Below are 17,212 nucleotides of genomic sequence, written 5' to 3' on the forward strand. Positions count from 1 at the left end.
CATCGAACGACAGGACGACACAATGAGTAACTGGCTGGATAAGATTATGCCGAGCAAAATTCGCTCGGAATCAAAGCCTCGTGCGGGCGTACCGGAAGGGATTTGGAAGAAGTGCCCAAAATGTGGCGCCTTTCTGTATAAGCCCGAGCTCGATAAAAACCTGGATGTATGCCCAAAGTGTAATCACCACCTAAGGGTGACTGCGCGACGTCGACTTGAGATTTTTCTGGATCCGGAAGGACGCCAGGAAATCGGCGCCGACCTTGAGCCATGGGATCGTTTGAAGTTCAAAGATAGCAAGCGTTATAAAGAACGGCTTGTTCTCAACCAGAAAGCAACTGGTGAGAAAGATGCACTTGTTGCGTTTCGTGGTCAGACGCTGGGCATTCCTCTGGTTGCCTGTGCGTTCGAATTTAGTTTCCTGGGCGGTTCCATGGGCCAGGTCGTGGGTGAGAAGTTTGTTCAGGCGGCCAATATCTGTCTGCAGGAGCGAATTCCACTGGTTTGTTTTTCAGCCAGTGGCGGTGCTCGTATGCAGGAGGCCATTCTGTCGTTGATGCAAATGGCGAAAACGGCTGCGGTACTTGAGCGGATGAAGCAAGAAGGCATCCCCTATATTTCGGTGATGACGGACCCCGTTTTCGGTGGCGTGTCCGCAAGCCTTGCGATGCTTGGCGACCTCAACGTGGCTGAGCCCAACGCCCTGATTGGCTTTGCGGGTCCTCGGGTGATTGAGCAGACTGTCCGCGAAAAACTGCCGGAAGGCTTCCAGCGTAGCGAGTTTTTGCTGGAACACGGCGCGATCGATATGATCATTCATCGCCACCACATGCGTGAACGGCTGGCCTCGGTGCTGGCGAAGTTCACCAATCAGGATCGTCCTGAACCTGAGGCGCCCATTGAACTGGAAGTGACCGAGAAACCGGACGGTGATGTCGAACAGTCCTGATACTTCTGCAATGCAGCCGGTTTCGCCGGCTGTCGGAGCCACTCTTGACGAGTGGCTTTCTTATCTTGAAGCGATTCATCCCACAGAGATTGATCTGGGGCTTGATCGCGTTCTCACTGTGTTTCGCCGCATGTTTCGCACGCCGCCGAAGGCGCGCGTGATCACCGTTGCAGGAACCAATGGAAAAGGCAGTACGGTAGCTTGTCTGTCCTGGTTGCTGGGCAAGGCTGGTCGCACTGTTGGCACCTACACGTCGCCACACCTCCACCGCTATAACGAACGCGTTACCGTCAATGGCAAACCAGCTTCGGACGAAGCGTTGGTCTCGGCCTTTGAAGTCATCGAATCAGCTCGTGGGCGCACGTCCCTGACGTATTTTGAGTTTGGCACCCTCGCAGCATTCCACGTGTTGGCTGAAGCAGGTGTTCAGGATTGGGTGCTTGAGGTTGGGCTTGGCGGGCGCTTGGATGCGGTTAACGTTATTGACCCCCATCTGGCGATCATTACCTCGGTCGATATTGATCACGTTGCATTTCTCGGCGATGACCGAGAGGTGATAGGTTTTGAGAAGGCCGGAATTCTGCGTCAGGGCCGAGCTGCCATCTATGCGGATGTCGATCCCCCTTCGTCAGTATTGCAGCAGGCCGCTGCCCAGCGCATTCCGCTCATACGCCTCGGCGTTGACTATTCGTTGGCGGAACATGACGGAAAGGCCGTGCTGTCTCTGCCAAAGGGCAGAGGGTTGGTCGGGGGTGATGTTCAGATCCCCGATGTGGTGCTGCCGTTAAACAGCGTGGCTGCGGCGGTTGTTGCCATCTCCATGCTTGAGCCTGCAATGAGTTCCGATCAGATTACTGCATCGTTGGGCGGGGTGACGCTTCCCGGGCGTTTCGAACGTCTTGCCTCGCAACCTGATATCTACGCTGATGTTGGTCATAACCCTCATGCTGCGGCGTGGCTTGCCCGACAGGTGGCTAAGCGTCGTCGAGGCGATGGCCGGGTCTGGGCGGTCTACGGCGCACTGGCCGACAAAGATGTAGCCGGTGTGGTTCGGGAAATGGCCGTGGTTGTGGATTCCTGGTACCTGGTTGGGCTGGACTGTCCACGGGGGCTTTCTTCCGATGAACTGGCCCGCCGTTGCGGGGAACCGTTGAGCGGTCTTGACGTTTCGAACTATCCGTCCGTCGCTGATGCATTGGTTCAGCTTCGCCAGGAAGCTGACGAGCGAGATCTGATTATCGTATTCGGATCATTCTTTACAGTCGCGGATGGCCGTATTGCCCTTGCTGCCCAGGGTTGTTCCTGAAACCGCCTTAAACTTTCGTTAAATCCGGTCAGGGCTTTTGAGTTCTGCATTGGGGATGGTTAGTATCTGCGGTGACGAGCGTTTTATTAATTGAAACCGAACTGGAATAGGGGATAGGACAAGGTGGACGGACTCAAGCAACGGGTTATTGGCGCGCTGGTATTGGTTTCATTGGCAGTCATATTTGTGCCCATGCTGTTTGATGAGCCCCACTCAGAACGGTCATCCCGGGTTATTGACTTGCCTGAGGAGCCGCCATTCCCTGAAGTGGATGTGTCCGACCCTGTTGCACCGGCAACGCCTGTCACGCCAAACTACCGAGTGGAAGAAACAGCGGCGATTGAGGAGCCTGCTACTCCCCAGCCCGCGCTCGTTTCTGAACCTGTCGATCCTCAGCCAACGGAAGCAGTTGCACCAGTGGCCCCGGTTCCAGCACCAGAACCTGAGCCCCAGGTAACTGCCCCGGAACCCGCGCCTGAGCCAGTGACCCCCAACGAATATCGCAATGCACTTGATGGCGCATGGATTGTCCAGCTTGGCAGCTTCGGCAATGCTGAGAATGCTCGCCGTCTTCGGGATCAGGCCAGGGAAAAGGGGTACAGCTCCCATCTTCAGGAAGTCAGTCGGGGTGACTCCGTACTGACCCGGGTATTTTGCGGTCCGTTTGCAGAGAAAGCGGAAGCTGAGCGAGCCAAAAGAGCGCTTGATGCGGCCTTCGGCTTGAACAGTCTCGTCAGTTCCGGCGATAAGTGAGTCAGGGTAGGGCGGGCTGTTGAACCTCCGAACTAACGGTTTGGTGTGGCGGTGATTCCTGATAGAATCTGCGTTTCTGTTTCACCACCGGGTTTCCCATGGACGCGCTGATCTGGATCGACTGGGTCATCATCACTCTGATCGCCGTATCAACACTTATCAGCCTTAAGCGCGGTTTTGTTAAAGAAGCCCTGTCTCTGGTCAGCTGGGTTGGTGCGTTCATCATTGCCCGCACCTTTCACCCTCAGATGGAGACCCTGCTGGAGAGCTCCGTCGAAACCCCCTTGGTTCGTCTGATTGCTGCGTTCGCAATCCTGTTTTTCGCAACCTTGATCGTGGGGGCCATCATCAACAACCTGATCGGCCATCTCATCCATGTAACCGGGCTCACCGCAACCGATCGCGTTCTGGGAATGGGCTTTGGACTTCTGAGGGGCGTGGTGGTTGTGGTCGTTGCCATAGCCTTCCTGAGATATACGCCCGTGGTCAACGACACCTGGTGGCGTACATCCATTATGATCAACAACCTGGCCGTGATTGAAGACTGGTCCAGGCGCACCTTTGGTGACGAATTCGCCGAATGGCTCGGCCCGGTTGAGGAACAGCCGGAATCCATTATGGAACCGGCGGAAGCCGCCCGCTAATATTCAGTTTTAATGCTTCGGAGAAGATCCTACCCATGTGTGGAATTGTCGGTATTGTCAGTACTTCTAACGTCAATCAGGCACTTTATGATGCCTTGACGGTTTTGCAGCATCGGGGCCAGGATGCCGCGGGTATCGTTACCTACCAGGACGATCGCTTTTACCTCCGGAAAGACAACGGGCTGGTTCGCGATGTATTCCGCACCCGTCACATGCGTCGCCTTGTAGGCAACGTCGGCATCGGCCACGTTCGTTACCCAACAGCAGGTAGCTCCAGCTCTGCAGAAGCACAGCCGTTTTATGTCAACAGCCCTTATGGCATTACGCTGGCACATAACGGCAACCTGACCAATGCCGACGAGCTGAGCCGGGACCTGTTCCGCACCGACCTTCGTCACATCAACACCAACTCTGACTCTGAGGTTCTGCTTAACGTATTTGCACACGAACTGCAGAAGCTTGGTAAGTTGACTCCAACAAAAGACGATATCTTTGCCGCAGTAAAGGCTGTTCACAAGCGGTGCAAGGGCGCGTACGCCGTTATCGCCATGGTTACCGGTTATGGCATTGTCGCCTTCCGGGACCCCAATGGCATTCGGCCGGCTTGTTATGGGATTCGCGATACTGATGAAGGTCGTGAGTACATGATTGCCTCAGAGAGCGTTGCCCTTAATGCAGCAGGGTTTACCCTCGAGCGTGATATTGAGCCTGGCGAGGCGGTTTACATTGAAACAGATGGTTCTTTGTATACCCAGCAGTGCTCAGACAGTCCTCACCTGATTCCCTGTATCTTCGAGCACGTCTACTTTGCTCGCCCGGATTCCATCATCGACAAGGTGTCTGTCTATAAGGCACGGTTGCGTATGGGGGAAACTCTGGCCGACAAGGTTCTGCGAGAGCGCCCGGATCATGATATCGATGTTGTGATCCCCATTCCTGACACCAGTCGTACCTCCGCGATGCAGATGGCGCACCGGCTTGGCGTGAAGTTCCGGGAAGGCTTTATCAAGAACCGTTACATTGGCCGGACCTTTATCATGCCGGGCCAGAAACTGCGGAAGAAGTCTGTTCGCCAGAAACTGAACCCAATTGATCTGGAGTTCCGGGGTAAAAACGTCATGCTGGTGGATGATTCCATTGTGCGCGGGACGACCTGTAAGGAAATCGTTCAGATGGCCCGCGATGCCGGCGCCCGGAATGTGTACTTTGCATCCGCTGCACCCCCAGTTCGTTACCCGAACGTTTACGGCATTGATATGCCGACGGTGAATGAGCTGATCGCCCATGACAAGAGTATCGAAGAGATCTGCCAGGTCATCGGTGCCGACTGGTTGTTGTACCAGGATCTCGAAGACCTGATTACCTGTGTTAACGATGTTAACCCTGAAATTGAAGCCTGGGAGTGCTCAGTATTCGACGGCAAGTACATCACCGGTGATATTGATCGCGCGTACCTTGATCGAGTCGAGGCTCTGAGAAATGATCAGAGCAAGAGCAAGCAGAACGGCGATGAAGCCGACAACGGCATCATTGACTTGCACAACGATAACGACTGATTGACGGCGCTCCGGCCTTCAGTGAACAGTAGGAAGAACGCGTAATGACCTTTAGCCGCGAAGAACACGTACTGATCCCCGAATCGGACCTCGAGGGTATGTCCATTGATACCCTGGCCGTTCGGGCCGGCCAGGTCAGGACCGGTCAGCTTGAACACAGCGACCCGATTTTTCCGACCTCCAGCTTCGTTTACGGCAGCGCCGCTCAGGCAGCGGCCCGATTCGGGGGGGAGGAGCCGGGCAATATCTATTCGCGGTTCACCAATCCGACTGTTCAGGCTTTTGAGGGTCGTATTGCTGCAATGGAGGGTGGGGAACGTGCGGTTGCAACCGCTTCTGGAATGGCGGCCATACTGAGCACCTGCATGGCATTGCTGAAGTCCGGAGACCACGTGGTGTGCTCCCGTGGGGTTTTTGGCACCACTAACGTCCTTTTCCAGAAGTACATGGCGCGCTTTGGGGTGGAAACCACCTTTGTCAGCCTGACCGATATGGATGAATGGGCTGCAGCGGTTCGCTCCGAAACGCGGATGCTGTTTCTGGAAACGCCCTCCAACCCCCTTTGCGAGGTGGCGGACCTTGCCGCATTGTCCGAACTGGCCAAGCGTTCCGGTGCGCTCCTGGTTGTCGACAATTGCTTCTGCACCCCGATCCTCCAGCGCCCCCTGGATTTTGGTGCCGATATCGTCATTCATTCCGCGACCAAATACCTGGACGGCCAGGGACGTTGCGTGGGCGGCGTGGTCGTAGGCCCTAATGCATTGATGGACGAGGTCTACGGCTTCTTGCGGTCGGCTGGACCGACCATGAGCCCCTTCAACGCCTGGGTGTTCCTCAAGGGTCTGGAAACCTTACCGATTCGTATGCGTGCGCATTGTGAGAATGCGCTAGAGTTGGCCAAGTGGCTTGAACAGAACCCGATGGTGGAAGAAGTTTTCTACTCAGGACTGCCCGCGCACCCACAGCATGAGTTGGCAAAAAGCCAGCAAAAAGGGTTCGGCGGCGTGCTTTCATTCAGGGTTTCTGGCGGACGGACCGAAGCGTGGGCATTTATCGATGCAACACAAATGATCTCCATCACAGCCAACCTTGGTGATGTGAAAACCACAATCACTCATCCCGCCACTACGACCCATGGCCGGTTGTCTGACGAAGACAAGGCGAAGGCCGGAATCACCGAGAACCTGATCAGGCTGTCGGTTGGCATTGAGGATGTCGAGGACCTCAAACGCGATCTGAGTCGCGGGCTTGAAGCGCTGGGACAATAACTCGGCGCTAACGCGCCATCACGGTGGCAGCAGATAATCAGAGCCGTATCACGGCTGGTACACCCAAAAGGCAAAGGATTCGTCAGGCAGTTCATGGCAGAGGCAAAAAAAGCGACTCAAACACCGCCGCTCACTGAAAAACAGCAGCGTTTCCACGGACTGGTTGCCCAAGGCGCCAGGGAAGGGACGGTGATCGCCATGATCGTGCTGGCAATTTACCTGGCCATGGCGTTGGTGACGTTCAGTTCCGCCGACCCAGGCTGGGCAAGTGTTGGCCACCAGGTTGACGTAACCAACGCGGCCGGGCGCACAGGGGCCTGGCTGGCGAGCCTGTTCATGGACTTTTTTGGTCACGTCGCTTTTCTCTTTCCGGTGATGGTCTTTGGCTATGCCATCATGATGATCCGCCGCCGTAACGACCCACTGGAAATGCACTGGCCGTTGTTCCTTTTGCGATTCGGCGGGTTCGCACTTATCTTGTTGTCCGCAACCAGTCTCCTGGCACTTTATTCCGTGCTAGGCCTGAATGCCTCATCCGGCGGCGTGATGGGCGTGGCCGTTTCCGATGCCATGGTCCGTTTGTTCAACCTGCCCGCCACAACGTTGATGCTGGTTGCCATCTTCCTGTTTGCATTGACGGTGACCACCGGGCTGTCCTGGTTTTGGTTGATGGATCGTTTGGGCGCCATGACACTTTCCGGCTACGAACGGGCAAGTGCCTTCATCCGTGGGCGCTTCAGCAGACCTGAAGCTCAGGGCTCAGCTGAACCCGTGGTGCGCAAGCAATCCAAGGCCACAGAGCCTGAACCTCCAGTGCTCCAGGCGCCGACATCTCCAGCCCCAGAGAAACGCAAGGCCCCAGGACTGCTCGCGAAGCTTGGCAATTTGTTCAAACGTCCGGCGAAGAAGGGCAGGGCGTCCACCCAGGATGAGCGAAAAGAGCCAGGCCTGGACGGCGTTATGCCGGATATCGGCGAAGAGACCGTCTGTTTGGAAAGCTTCCCGAACGAGCGATTCGAACCGGAGGAGCGTCCGCTGGAAAGGTCGGCGGAGAGAGCGATGGAGAGGCCAGTAGTCGCTGAAAAGGCGATCACTGAATCCAGACCAAACAAACCGCCTGTTCAGGTTGATGAACCGAAGAAAAAGCTATCCAAGTCTCTGAAAATCCTGCCTTTCAAACGGGATGAAGAGGCTCGAAAAAAGGACAGCGAAACTCAGCCTTCCCTGTTTGATGACATTGAATGTCCAATTCCTCCGATCTCATTGCTCGACCCCCCTGAAGAGCAAAAGGAAAAGGGCTATTCCGAAGAGTCGCTTGAGCATATGTCCCGACTGCTTGAGGAAAAGCTGTCTGATTTCGGCGTGTCGGTGGAAGTGGTTGAGGTTAATCCCGGCCCTGTAATCACCCGTTTCGAGATCAAGCCAGCACCGGGTGTCAAAGTCAGCAAAATCTCTAACCTTGCGAAAGACCTTGCCCGCTCGCTGGCTGTGCTTAGCGTCCGGGTGGTCGAGGTTATTCCCGGCAAATCTGTGATCGGCATTGAAATCCCGAATGAAGCCCGGGAGATGGTGCGCCTAAGTGAAGTGCTGGGCGCGAAGGTCTTCGAGGAGTCCTCCTCACCACTGACGCTGGCGTTGGGGAACGACATTGGGGGTAACCCGGTGGTCGCCAACTTGGCCAAGATGCCCCACCTTCTGGTTGCTGGTACCACCGGGTCAGGTAAGTCCGTTGGTGTGAATGCCATGCTGTTGAGTATGCTTCTGAAGGCATCGCCGGAAGAGGTTCGTTTCATCATGGTGGACCCCAAGATGCTGGAACTGAGCATCTACGACGGCATTCCTCATTTGTTGTCACCGGTTGTGACCGATATGAAGGAAGCCGCCAACGCCCTGCGCTGGTGTGTCGCTGAGATGGAGCGCCGGTATCGATTGATGGCCAACCTCGGGGTAAGGAACATTGCCGGCTACAATCGCAAGGTCAAAGAAGCTATGGAGGCTGGTGAGCCGCTGCTTGACCCGTTGTGGAAACCGGATGAATACCTGGCCAACGACGAGCAGGAACGGCCGGAGCTGGATACGCTGCCGTTTATCGTGGTGGTGATCGACGAATTTGCCGACATGATGATGATTGTTGGTAAAAAAGTGGAAGAGCTGATTGCGCGGATCGCCCAGAAGGCCCGTGCGGCCGGCATCCACCTTATCCTGGCAACCCAGCGCCCCTCGGTGGACGTCATTACCGGCCTGATCAAGGCCAACATCCCCACACGTATCTCCTTCCAGGTGTCCTCAAAGATCGACTCCCGGACCGTACTGGATCAGGGGGGCGCAGAACAGCTGCTGGGCCATGGTGACATGCTGTACCTGCCACCGGGAACGGGGTTGCCAGTGCGTGTTCACGGCGCCTTTGTTGACGATGACGAAGTGCACCGCGTGGTTAGTGCCTGGAAGGCCCGAGGTGAGCCGATTTACGTCGACGATGTTCTGAATGGCGCGGAGGGCGAAAATCTTCCGGGTGTCCCCACGCTGTCGGAAGGCGGCGATGACAACGAAAACGATGCCTTGTTTGATGAGGCGGTGGCGTTCGTAACCGAGGGGCGTCGGGTATCCATATCTTCTGTTCAGCGTAAGTTCAAGATCGGCTATAACCGGGCGGCTAACCTGGTTGAAGCCATGGAAGCTTCGGGTGTCGTCAGTCCTGCGGGCCATAACGGAACCCGTGAAGTACTGGCCCCGCCACCTCCCCGAGATTAGGAGAATTACTATGGTGCTTCGTAACGTCCTCCTTGCCATGACCGCGCTGATTGCCGGTCTGTGCTCCCCAGTCACCCTGGCGCAGGACGCTGATCCGGCCAGTCGGCTCGCCGATATCCTGAAAGGGTATCGGACCTATCAGGCCAGCTTTATCCAGATCCTGGTCAACGAAAGTGGCGGCCCGGTCCAGGAAACCCGTGGAGAGCTTAAGGCTCAGCGGCCTGGTTTGTTCTATTGGGAAACGCAGGCACCACTGTCCCAGTTCATTGTCAGTGATGGCGAGAGCGTGTCTGTGTATGACCCGGACTTGGAGCAGGTCACCATCCACCGCCTGGATGAGCGAGCAAGCAGCACCCCGGCACTCTTGTTGAGCGGTGAAGTCGGTGACCTCTCCGAAAGCTATGAGGTGAGCCAACGGGCACTCGGCGAAAAGACCCTCGAATTCACCCTGAAGCCTCGCAATCCCGATTCGCTGTTCGTTTCCCTGCGCCTGTCGTTCTATGACGGTGAGCTTCAGGAAATGCGAATGGAAGACACCCTGTCCCAGTTCAGTATTCTCAGCTTTGACAACGTTGAATTGAACTCAACCCTCCCAGACAGCACCTTCACATTGGATTACCCGGAGGGCGTCGACGTAATTCAGGACGACGTCTGATGCAGGACAGCCTGTTTGGCGAACAGCCAGGCATAGAACCACTGGCCGCCCGGATGCGGCCGAAGACCCTTGATGATTACGTTGGTCAGACTCACCTGGTGGGGCCGGGTAAGCCGCTGCGCCGGGCGCTGGAGCAGGAACAGCTCCACTCGATGATCCTCTGGGGGCCACCCGGCGTCGGCAAAACCACCTTTGCCCGTTTGCTGGCCAACGTTGGGCAGCTCAGCTTTGAAACGCTCTCAGCGGTGCTTAGCGGGGTTAAGGACATTCGGGAGGTGGTCGAGCGAGCCAAACTGCGAAAGCAGTCAAATGGCCGCGGAACCCTGCTGTTTGTCGATGAGGTCCATCGCTTCAATAAAGGCCAGCAAGACGCCTTTCTCCCGCATATTGAAGATGGCACCTTTATCTTTGTGGGTGCGACTACCGAAAACCCTTCTTTTGAACTCAACAGCGCGCTGCTGTCCCGAACCCGCGTCTATGTACTGAAAAACCTTTCTGAGCCCGAGCTGCAGTTGCTGCTTCGGCGAGTGCTTGCCGCCCCTGAAGGGCTCGCCGGACAGGTGGCAGTCGCCGATGAGGTGTTGGCACTGATCGCCGCAGCAGCATCCGGGGACGCCCGACGAGCACTGAATATTTTGGAAGTAGGAGCCGACCTGGCGGAGCCCAATGACCAGGGCGTACCCACGATTTCGCGGCAGAACCTGGAACTGGTGCTGCAAACCAGCTTGCGCAGGTTCGATAAGGGCGGCGACGTGTTCTACGACCAGATCTCGGCGCTTCATAAGTCAGTTCGGGGGTCCGACCCCGACGCCTCGCTCTACTGGCTCTGTCGAATGCTGGATGGCGGCTGTGATCCGCTTTACGTGGCCCGCCGGCTGGTACGTATCGCCAGTGAGGATATCGGCAATGCAGACCCGCGAGCGCTTAGACTGACTTTGGATGCCTGGGATGCCCAGGAACGTCTCGGGTCGCCCGAAGGTGAGCTGGCCCTGGCACAGGCCGTAACGTATCTGGCGTTGGCGCCCAAGAGCATTGGGGTCTATCAAGCATTTAACCAATGCATGGCGGACATCCGTAGCGAGCCTGACTACGAGGTTCCGATCCATTTACGCAATGCGCCAACCAAACTGATGAAGTCGCTCGGCCATGGGGATGAGTACCGCTACGCCCATGATGAGCCCGGGGCGTTTGCAGCCGGCGAATCGTATTTCCCAGAAAGCATTCATGGACGCCGCTACTACCACCCGGTAGAGCGAGGTCTCGAAATTAAACTGGCTGAAAAACGGGAAAGGCTGGATGCCCTGAATGAGGCCAGCCCGCGGCAACGCTACCCAAACGACCCCGGAAGCTAATGCCAGCGCTGTGGCAAGGCGCGCTGGCGTAGGTATAATGCTGACATTGTGTCTTTAGCCCCTGGTGCTGTGGGCTCCTTTATAAACCCGAACTTTCGAAAATCAGGATAACCATGCTCGACCCCAAACGTGTCCGTAACCAGACCGAAGAGATTGCCCGTCAACTGGCGGTGAAGAACTACGCCTTCGATATCGCCAAATTTGAGCAACTCGAAGAGCGCCGTCGTTCAATCCAGGTGCGTACCGAGACTCTTCAGAGCGAGCAGAACAAACGATCAAAATCCATCGGAAAGGCCAAGGCGGCAGGCGAAGATATCCAGCCGTTGCTCGAAGAGGTTGAGAGCCTGAAGAAGCAGCGCTCTGAAGCCGAAGAGGAGCTTCGTCAGCTTCAGGATGAACTTAACGATTTCCTGGCCGGCATTCCCAATGTTCCGGATGACACGGTTCCCCCGGGCGAAAGTGAAGATGACAACGTAGAGGTTCGCCGCTGGGGGACGCCAAAGGAATTTGATTTCGAAGCGCTGGATCACGTCGCTTTGGGTGAAAACCTGGGTGGCCTGGACTTTGAACGTGCCAGCTCACTGGCGCACGCCAGGTTTGCGGTGATGACTGGCGGTATTGCCCGCCTGCATCGTGCACTTGCCCAGTTCATGCTCGACCTGCATACCAGCGATCATGGCTACACGGAAGCCTACGTACCTTATCTGGTGAACGCCGATACGCTTTATGGCACCGGCCAGCTGCCGAAGTTCGAAGAAGACCTGTTCAAGATGGAGGGTGAAAACCCTCTTTACCTGATCCCGACCGCGGAAGTGCCCGCCACGAACCTGGTGAGCAATACCATCCTTGGTGATAACGAGTTGCCGTTGCGCCTCGTGTGCCACACGCCCTGTTTCCGCAGTGAGGCCGGATCTCACGGGCGTGATACCCGGGGGATGATCCGTCAGCATCAGTTCGACAAGGTTGAACTGGTACACGTTGTTCGCCCGGCAGAATCCGACGCTGCGCTCGAAGCACTGACCGGCCACGCCGAAAAAGTACTGCAACTGCTTGAGCTGCCGTACCGGGTAGTGGAACTGTGTGGTGGCGACATGGGCTTCTCTGCTGCTCGTACCTACGACCTCGAAGTCTGGTTGCCGGGGCAGGGCAAGTATCGTGAAATTTCTTCTTGCTCTAACACTCGTGATTTTCAGGCACGGCGCATGCATGCACGTTGGCGTAACCCGGAAACCGGAAAGCCCGAGCCTGTGCACACTCTGAACGGTTCAGGATTGGCCGTAGGCCGTGCTCTGATCGCTGTAATGGAGAACTACCAGCAGGCGGATGGCAGCATTCTGGTTCCCGATGTGCTCAAGCCGTACATGCGAGGCATTGACAGGATTCAATGAACCAAAACAGACAACAGGGCGCCCCAATTGAGGGCGCCAGCACCAACACGGTGCCAACCCGCCATCAAACCAACCCAGTGACAGATAGCCGAAACGATTCTGCCGGCGAAGTGTTCCTCATTGGTGCGGGCCCGGGCGATCCCGAACTTCTTACCCTGAAAGCGTGGCGCTTGCTGAGTACCGCCGAGGTGGTGCTTTATGATCGACTCGTTTCCCCTGAAATTCTTGAGCTGATTCCCGAAGAGGCTGAGCGTATCCACGTCGGCAAACGGCGGTCAGAACATACGTTGCCCCAGGACCAGATCAACCAACGATTGGTTGAACTCGCGAAGAAGGGTAAGCGGGTAGTTCGACTGAAGGGGGGAGACCCGTTCATCTTTGGACGTGGTGGGGAAGAGATTGAAACGCTGGCAGAAGCAGGCGTACGTTTCCAGGTAATTCCCGGAATCACTGCTGCGTCAGGTTGCGCCGCATACTCTGGCATCCCACTGACTCACCGGAGCCATGCCCAGTCTGTTCGATTTGTTACCGGGCACCTGAAGGACGACACCTGTGATCTGCCCTGGCAGGATTTCGTCCAGAATAACCAGACGCTGGTTTTCTACATGGGCCTGGTTGGGCTTCCGGTTATTACCCGTGAACTGGTCAAACACGGGATGTCCGAGGATATGCCCGTTGCCTTGGTTTCCAAGGGCACTACGCCGGAACAGAAGGTTGTTGTTGGCGATCTGAGCAATATTGTTGAGCGGGTTAAAGACAGCGGCGTTACCGCCCCGACCATCATTATCATTGGTCATGTGGTGAGCCTTCGTTCCAAGCTCGACTGGGTTGGCGATCCATCGATTTGATCGCCGCGAGACACAAAAAAGCCGAAGCACCTGGTGTCTTCGGCTTTTTTGTGTCTGGCTACCGGGTCGTTCAGCGCGTGGGCAGAACGTCCTTCAGCTTCTCTCTCATTTCCCGAATGGCCTTCTCGGTCGTATCCCAATCGATACAGGCGTCGGTAATGGAAACACCGTACTTGAGGTCGTCCAGGTTGTCCGGGATGGCCTGCGCGCCCCAGTTGAGGTGACTCTCAATCATCAGGCCCTGAATGGATTTATTGCCCTCAAGGATCTGATGGCTAATATCCTGCATAACCAATGGCTGAAGCCCCGGGTCCTTGTTTGAGTTGGCATGGCTGCAATCCACCATAATGGAATTACGCAGCCCCGCCTTTTCCAGCGCCTGTTCGCACAGGGTAACACTGACAGAATCGTAATTCGGCTTGCCGCCACCGCCCCGCAGTACCACATGACCATAGGCATTACCGGCCGTGCGAATGATGGAAACCTGACCCTGCTGATTGATGCCCAGGAAACTGTGGGGGTGGGAGACCGATTTCATCGCATTGACGGCAACGTCCAGACTGCCGTCGGTCCCGTTCTTGAAGCCAATGGCCATGGAAAGTCCGCTACTCATTTCGCGATGGGTCTGGGATTCCGTGGTGCGAGCACCGATGGCGGACCAGGCGATGGTGTCCTGCAGGTATTGGGGAGAAATCGGATCCAGTGCTTCGGTTGCTGTCGGCAGACCAAGCTCGGCAATGTCCAGGAGTAAACGGCGCCCGATATGGAGACCTTGTTCGATGTCGAAGGTGTCATCGAGGTGTGGATCGTTGATCAGCCCTTTCCAGCCAACCGTTGTCCGGGGTTTCTCGAAGTAAACGCGCATGACAATCAACAGGGTATCGCTGACTTCGTCCGCCAGGACTTTCAGTCGCTCAGCGTATTCCCGGGCCGCTTTAACGTCGTGGATGGAGCAGGGGCCTACTACAACAAACAGTCGATGGTCCTTGCCGTCCATGATGTCATAGATCGCCTGACGACCTCCGTCCACAGTAGCCGCCGCCTTATCGGACAGAGGCATTTCCTTCTTCAGCGCTTCAGGCGTGATCAGTGTTTCCTGACTGGCCACGTTGACGTTCTCGAGCTTATTACCGGACATTCTGTTCTTATCCTCGATGTAATACGTTCTCGGAAGCAGTGTCACGAACTAAAAAGTGCTCCCGACCTTGATCGTTGTGCATGCTGGAACCGGCATCCCGCAAAGGCTCCAGAGGGTTCGATATACTGCGCCATTTACCTTGCCTTTGCAATCGGATGGCGCCCAGGCCCATGCGGCACCTGTGCCCCATCCGGGTAGATGTTCGTTGGTTACATAAACAGGTGGAAGTAGCGCTGCTTTCATGACGTAATGAACTGATTGTCGGCGATATTGCCTTTTTATCCAGAACCGGACGCTATGTTGAATGTCATTGACGACCCATGAGAATCCAGTACGACTGGACACCGCCGCTTTAGAGAAGAAAACCGACGCCATCATTCAGGGCATCCGTATTCCGGATCTCCCGTACCCGATCAAGGCCGTTGACCCTGGTCAGGAACCGGACTGGCGTCCGCTGTTGCTATCCTGTTGGAGTGAACAACGGAACGAAACGGTCTCCCACGTACTCCGCTCGGTATCCGTCTGCTGGACTGTCCGACAGGTTAATGCGGCCTATATCTCCGACCGGGTCATGGATGTCTTGCTGAAAACCTCGGGGTTGCACCTGGCCCTGGTCCAAAAAGTTGCCCGTTTGAGGTTCTTTCTCGCATGGCGGTTATCCGAAGAGGGCGGTAGTGCGTTTGACGGCCACCTGTGTGAGTGGCTGGACAGCCTGGGTGAGTGGCGCGGCTGGAGTGATACCGGAGGGCGTTCATCACGGGTTTTGCTGGATCAGCTTGAAGGCATGGTCATTGCGGTATCTGCGAGCTTTGAAACGCAGTCACTTGAACCGTTTCACCGCTTTTGTGACCAGTGGAAAAGCGATGCCCTGGCTCGTCATGAGCGTACGGCCAAACTCCAGGTCCGGTTGCTTGAATCGGAGACCGGCATGGCACGCCAAAGGCAGGCCGAGCAGGTGGCGCGAGCGGCTATTGGCCGCGCACTCACCAACCGGGAATTGCCACCCGTTATCTCAGGCTTCATCCGGAACCATTGGCTGCCGCTGATGCGTCAGGCCGTGCTGGCCTCCGGAACCGAGAGTGCGGATTGGCGTCATGCGAACAAGCTACTCCAGTGGTTGACCTGGATTGGTGACCCCTCGCTGTCCCATGGCAGCTCCGAGCGCCTCTACAAGGTAGGGGAGCAGATTGGCGACAGTTTGTCGTCAGTCTGGGAACGGGTTCAGGGTGGTTCGCTACCAAGTGGTGCTATGACCGCCATTGAGGGGGTAATCGTCGCACGTCTCAGGGGCGAAGAACTTGAGCTGGCTCCTGCGCTTGATGGCGGCTTGGAGACCTTTGACGAGTCTTGGCTATCCACCCAGAATCCATCCTCAGCCGATCTCGCAGCGGTCAGCAAGCAGTGGTTCGTTGAAGGTGTGGGGGCGCATGAACAGCGGCGGTTCTTTACCGCGTTTCTGGATGCCTCCAGTGAAGTGCTCTGGACCAATGGGGCAGGCACCAAACTTGGCATAACACCCTGGCATACGTTTGTTCAGGCACGAAACAGTGGCGCACTGCGCTTGCTGCCTCAGATCAACGGCTTTGAGGATTTGCTCTGTGACACCGTCCAGTCGTTAGACACCCTGTACCATCAGCAACGGCAGCAACGCCGGGCTGCTGCCGAGCGTGCGAGGGAGCAGGCCGATGCGCTTCGAAAGAAAGTGGAAGCGGCTGAGGACGCTAAACGGAACGAACTGGAAATGCAGCGGCTGGAGATAGAACGAGAGCATGCCGAACGTGAACGACGACAGCAGGAGCAGCGTGACGCTGAAGCGCTCAGGCTTCGCCGGGAAATGGAGTCCCAGGCGCGAGAACGTGTCGACGGGTTGAAGCTGGGAAGCTGGATAGCTGTTAATGACAGTGATACTGACAGTTCGCCCACCCGATTGAAGCTTGCGGTAAAAATTGCAGCCACCAAAAAATTGGTGTTTGTCGATCGTCTTGGCCTCAACCGAACGGAATATACCGAACAGGGACTTATCGACGATCTTGTTGAGGGCCGGGTGCGGGTACTCAGCGATGCGGCAGAGTTTGACGATGCCCTATCACGGGTGGTCGGGCGAATCCGGATGGGTAAGCACTAAAGAACGACTAGAATACCAGAGAGCCCGTCGAATTCGATTCTGGAAGGGAAACCGATGGATGAAGCATAGTGCCGGCGATCGTGAACAGCGTTCCGAGTACCGTTTAACGGGGCGCGCTAAAGTTGAGATTGAGCTAGAGGCTGCAGACCCTGAGCTGAGGCTATCCGCACACACGGTCACATCCTATACCCGTGATGTGTCGGCACATGGGATTCGTATAGAGACCGCTGAGTCAGTCAGGGTTGGCGCCCTGTTAAACGCGAAGGTACAACTCTCACCCGAGGAGAGGCCTTTCGAGCTGGTGTGTGAAGTGGTTTGGTGCGAAGCGACCAATGCCGGGGAAGAACGTTGGTTAATCGGGCTTAGAATGGCTGAATCTGAGGATGTCCGATTCCTGGACTGGATTGAAGCGGTTGCGGAAGCGATGGCGGGTGAATGAGTCCCGGGAGCGCGGAAGACGGCTCCCGGGTTGAAGCCAA

At 56.3% G+C, this 17,212-nt stretch carries 14 protein-coding genes; 13 read left to right on the plus strand and 1 reads right to left on the minus strand.

Features of this window, described 5'->3' with window-relative positions; translation table 11 throughout:
* Positions 1-22: 22 nt before the first annotated feature.
* From accD to cobA, 11 genes are all read left to right on the plus strand, one after another.
* A complete protein-coding gene (accD, locus tag BMZ67_RS14440) occupies positions 23-949 on the plus strand; it encodes an acetyl-CoA carboxylase, carboxyltransferase subunit beta (protein ID WP_092023934.1) in 927 nt (308 codons plus the stop codon).
* Entirely contained in the window at positions 933-2,255 is a 1,323-nt protein-coding gene (gene folC / locus BMZ67_RS14445) for a bifunctional tetrahydrofolate synthase/dihydrofolate synthase (RefSeq protein WP_092023936.1), read from the plus strand. Before accD ends, folC begins: the two co-directional genes overlap by 17 nt.
* A gap of 123 nt (positions 2,256-2,378) precedes the next feature.
* Positions 2,379-3,008, plus strand: a complete 630-nt coding sequence (locus BMZ67_RS14450) for an SPOR domain-containing protein (RefSeq protein WP_092023938.1) — start codon at positions 2,379-2,381, stop codon at positions 3,006-3,008.
* A gap of 98 nt (positions 3,009-3,106) precedes the next feature.
* Positions 3,107-3,652 carry a CvpA family protein gene (locus BMZ67_RS14455; protein WP_092023940.1) on the plus strand — a complete coding sequence of 182 codons (546 nt, stop codon included), beginning with the start codon at positions 3,107-3,109 and terminating at the stop codon, positions 3,650-3,652.
* Positions 3,653-3,687: 35 nt separating this feature from the next.
* Positions 3,688-5,208 (plus strand): amidophosphoribosyltransferase, encoded by a 1,521-nt coding sequence (gene purF, locus BMZ67_RS14460; RefSeq protein WP_092023942.1) that lies wholly within the window; start codon positions 3,688-3,690, stop codon positions 5,206-5,208.
* A gap of 44 nt (positions 5,209-5,252) precedes the next feature.
* Positions 5,253-6,476, plus strand: coding sequence for an O-succinylhomoserine sulfhydrylase (locus BMZ67_RS14465; RefSeq protein WP_092023944.1), 1,224 nt, complete (start codon positions 5,253-5,255; stop codon positions 6,474-6,476).
* A gap of 93 nt (positions 6,477-6,569) precedes the next feature.
* Positions 6,570-9,227 (plus strand): DNA translocase FtsK, encoded by a 2,658-nt coding sequence (locus BMZ67_RS14470; protein WP_092023946.1) that lies wholly within the window; start codon positions 6,570-6,572, stop codon positions 9,225-9,227.
* Between the two features lie 10 nt (positions 9,228-9,237).
* Entirely contained in the window at positions 9,238-9,882 is a 645-nt protein-coding gene (gene lolA / locus BMZ67_RS14475; protein WP_092023948.1) for an outer membrane lipoprotein periplasmic chaperone LolA, read from the plus strand.
* The gene (locus tag BMZ67_RS14480; protein ID WP_092023950.1) at positions 9,882-11,234 is read left to right on the plus strand and encodes a replication-associated recombination protein A; all 1,353 of its coding nucleotides are present in this window, start codon (positions 9,882-9,884) and stop codon (positions 11,232-11,234) included. The genes lolA and BMZ67_RS14480 overlap by 1 nt, the downstream gene beginning before the upstream one ends.
* Positions 11,235-11,347: 113 nt before the next feature.
* Positions 11,348-12,622 carry a serine--tRNA ligase gene (gene serS / locus BMZ67_RS14485; RefSeq protein WP_092023952.1) on the plus strand — a complete coding sequence of 425 codons (1,275 nt, stop codon included), beginning with the start codon at positions 11,348-11,350 and terminating at the stop codon, positions 12,620-12,622.
* A complete protein-coding gene (gene cobA / locus BMZ67_RS14490; RefSeq protein ID WP_092023954.1) occupies positions 12,619-13,470 on the plus strand; it encodes a uroporphyrinogen-III C-methyltransferase in 852 nt (283 codons plus the stop codon). Before serS ends, cobA begins: the two co-directional genes overlap by 4 nt.
* A gap of 70 nt (positions 13,471-13,540) precedes the next feature.
* Here cobA and BMZ67_RS14495 read toward each other — a convergent pair whose 3' ends face one another.
* A complete protein-coding gene (locus tag BMZ67_RS14495) occupies positions 13,541-14,608 on the minus strand; it encodes a 3-deoxy-7-phosphoheptulonate synthase (protein WP_092023956.1) in 1,068 nt (355 codons plus the stop codon).
* Between the two features lie 304 nt (positions 14,609-14,912).
* Here BMZ67_RS14495 and BMZ67_RS14500 point away from each other — a divergent pair, with 304 nt between their 5' ends.
* The gene (locus tag BMZ67_RS14500; RefSeq protein WP_092023958.1) at positions 14,913-16,733 is read left to right on the plus strand and encodes a DUF1631 family protein; all 1,821 of its coding nucleotides are present in this window, start codon (positions 14,913-14,915) and stop codon (positions 16,731-16,733) included.
* A gap of 58 nt (positions 16,734-16,791) precedes the next feature.
* Positions 16,792-17,172, plus strand: a complete 381-nt coding sequence (locus tag BMZ67_RS14505) for a PilZ domain-containing protein (protein ID WP_175481935.1) — start codon at positions 16,792-16,794, stop codon at positions 17,170-17,172.
* Positions 17,173-17,212: the final 40 nt, after the last annotated feature.

The sequence above is a fragment of the Marinobacter zhejiangensis genome, from assembly GCF_900114775.1.
GTDB classification, from domain to species: domain Bacteria; phylum Pseudomonadota; class Gammaproteobacteria; order Pseudomonadales; family Oleiphilaceae; genus Marinobacter; species Marinobacter zhejiangensis.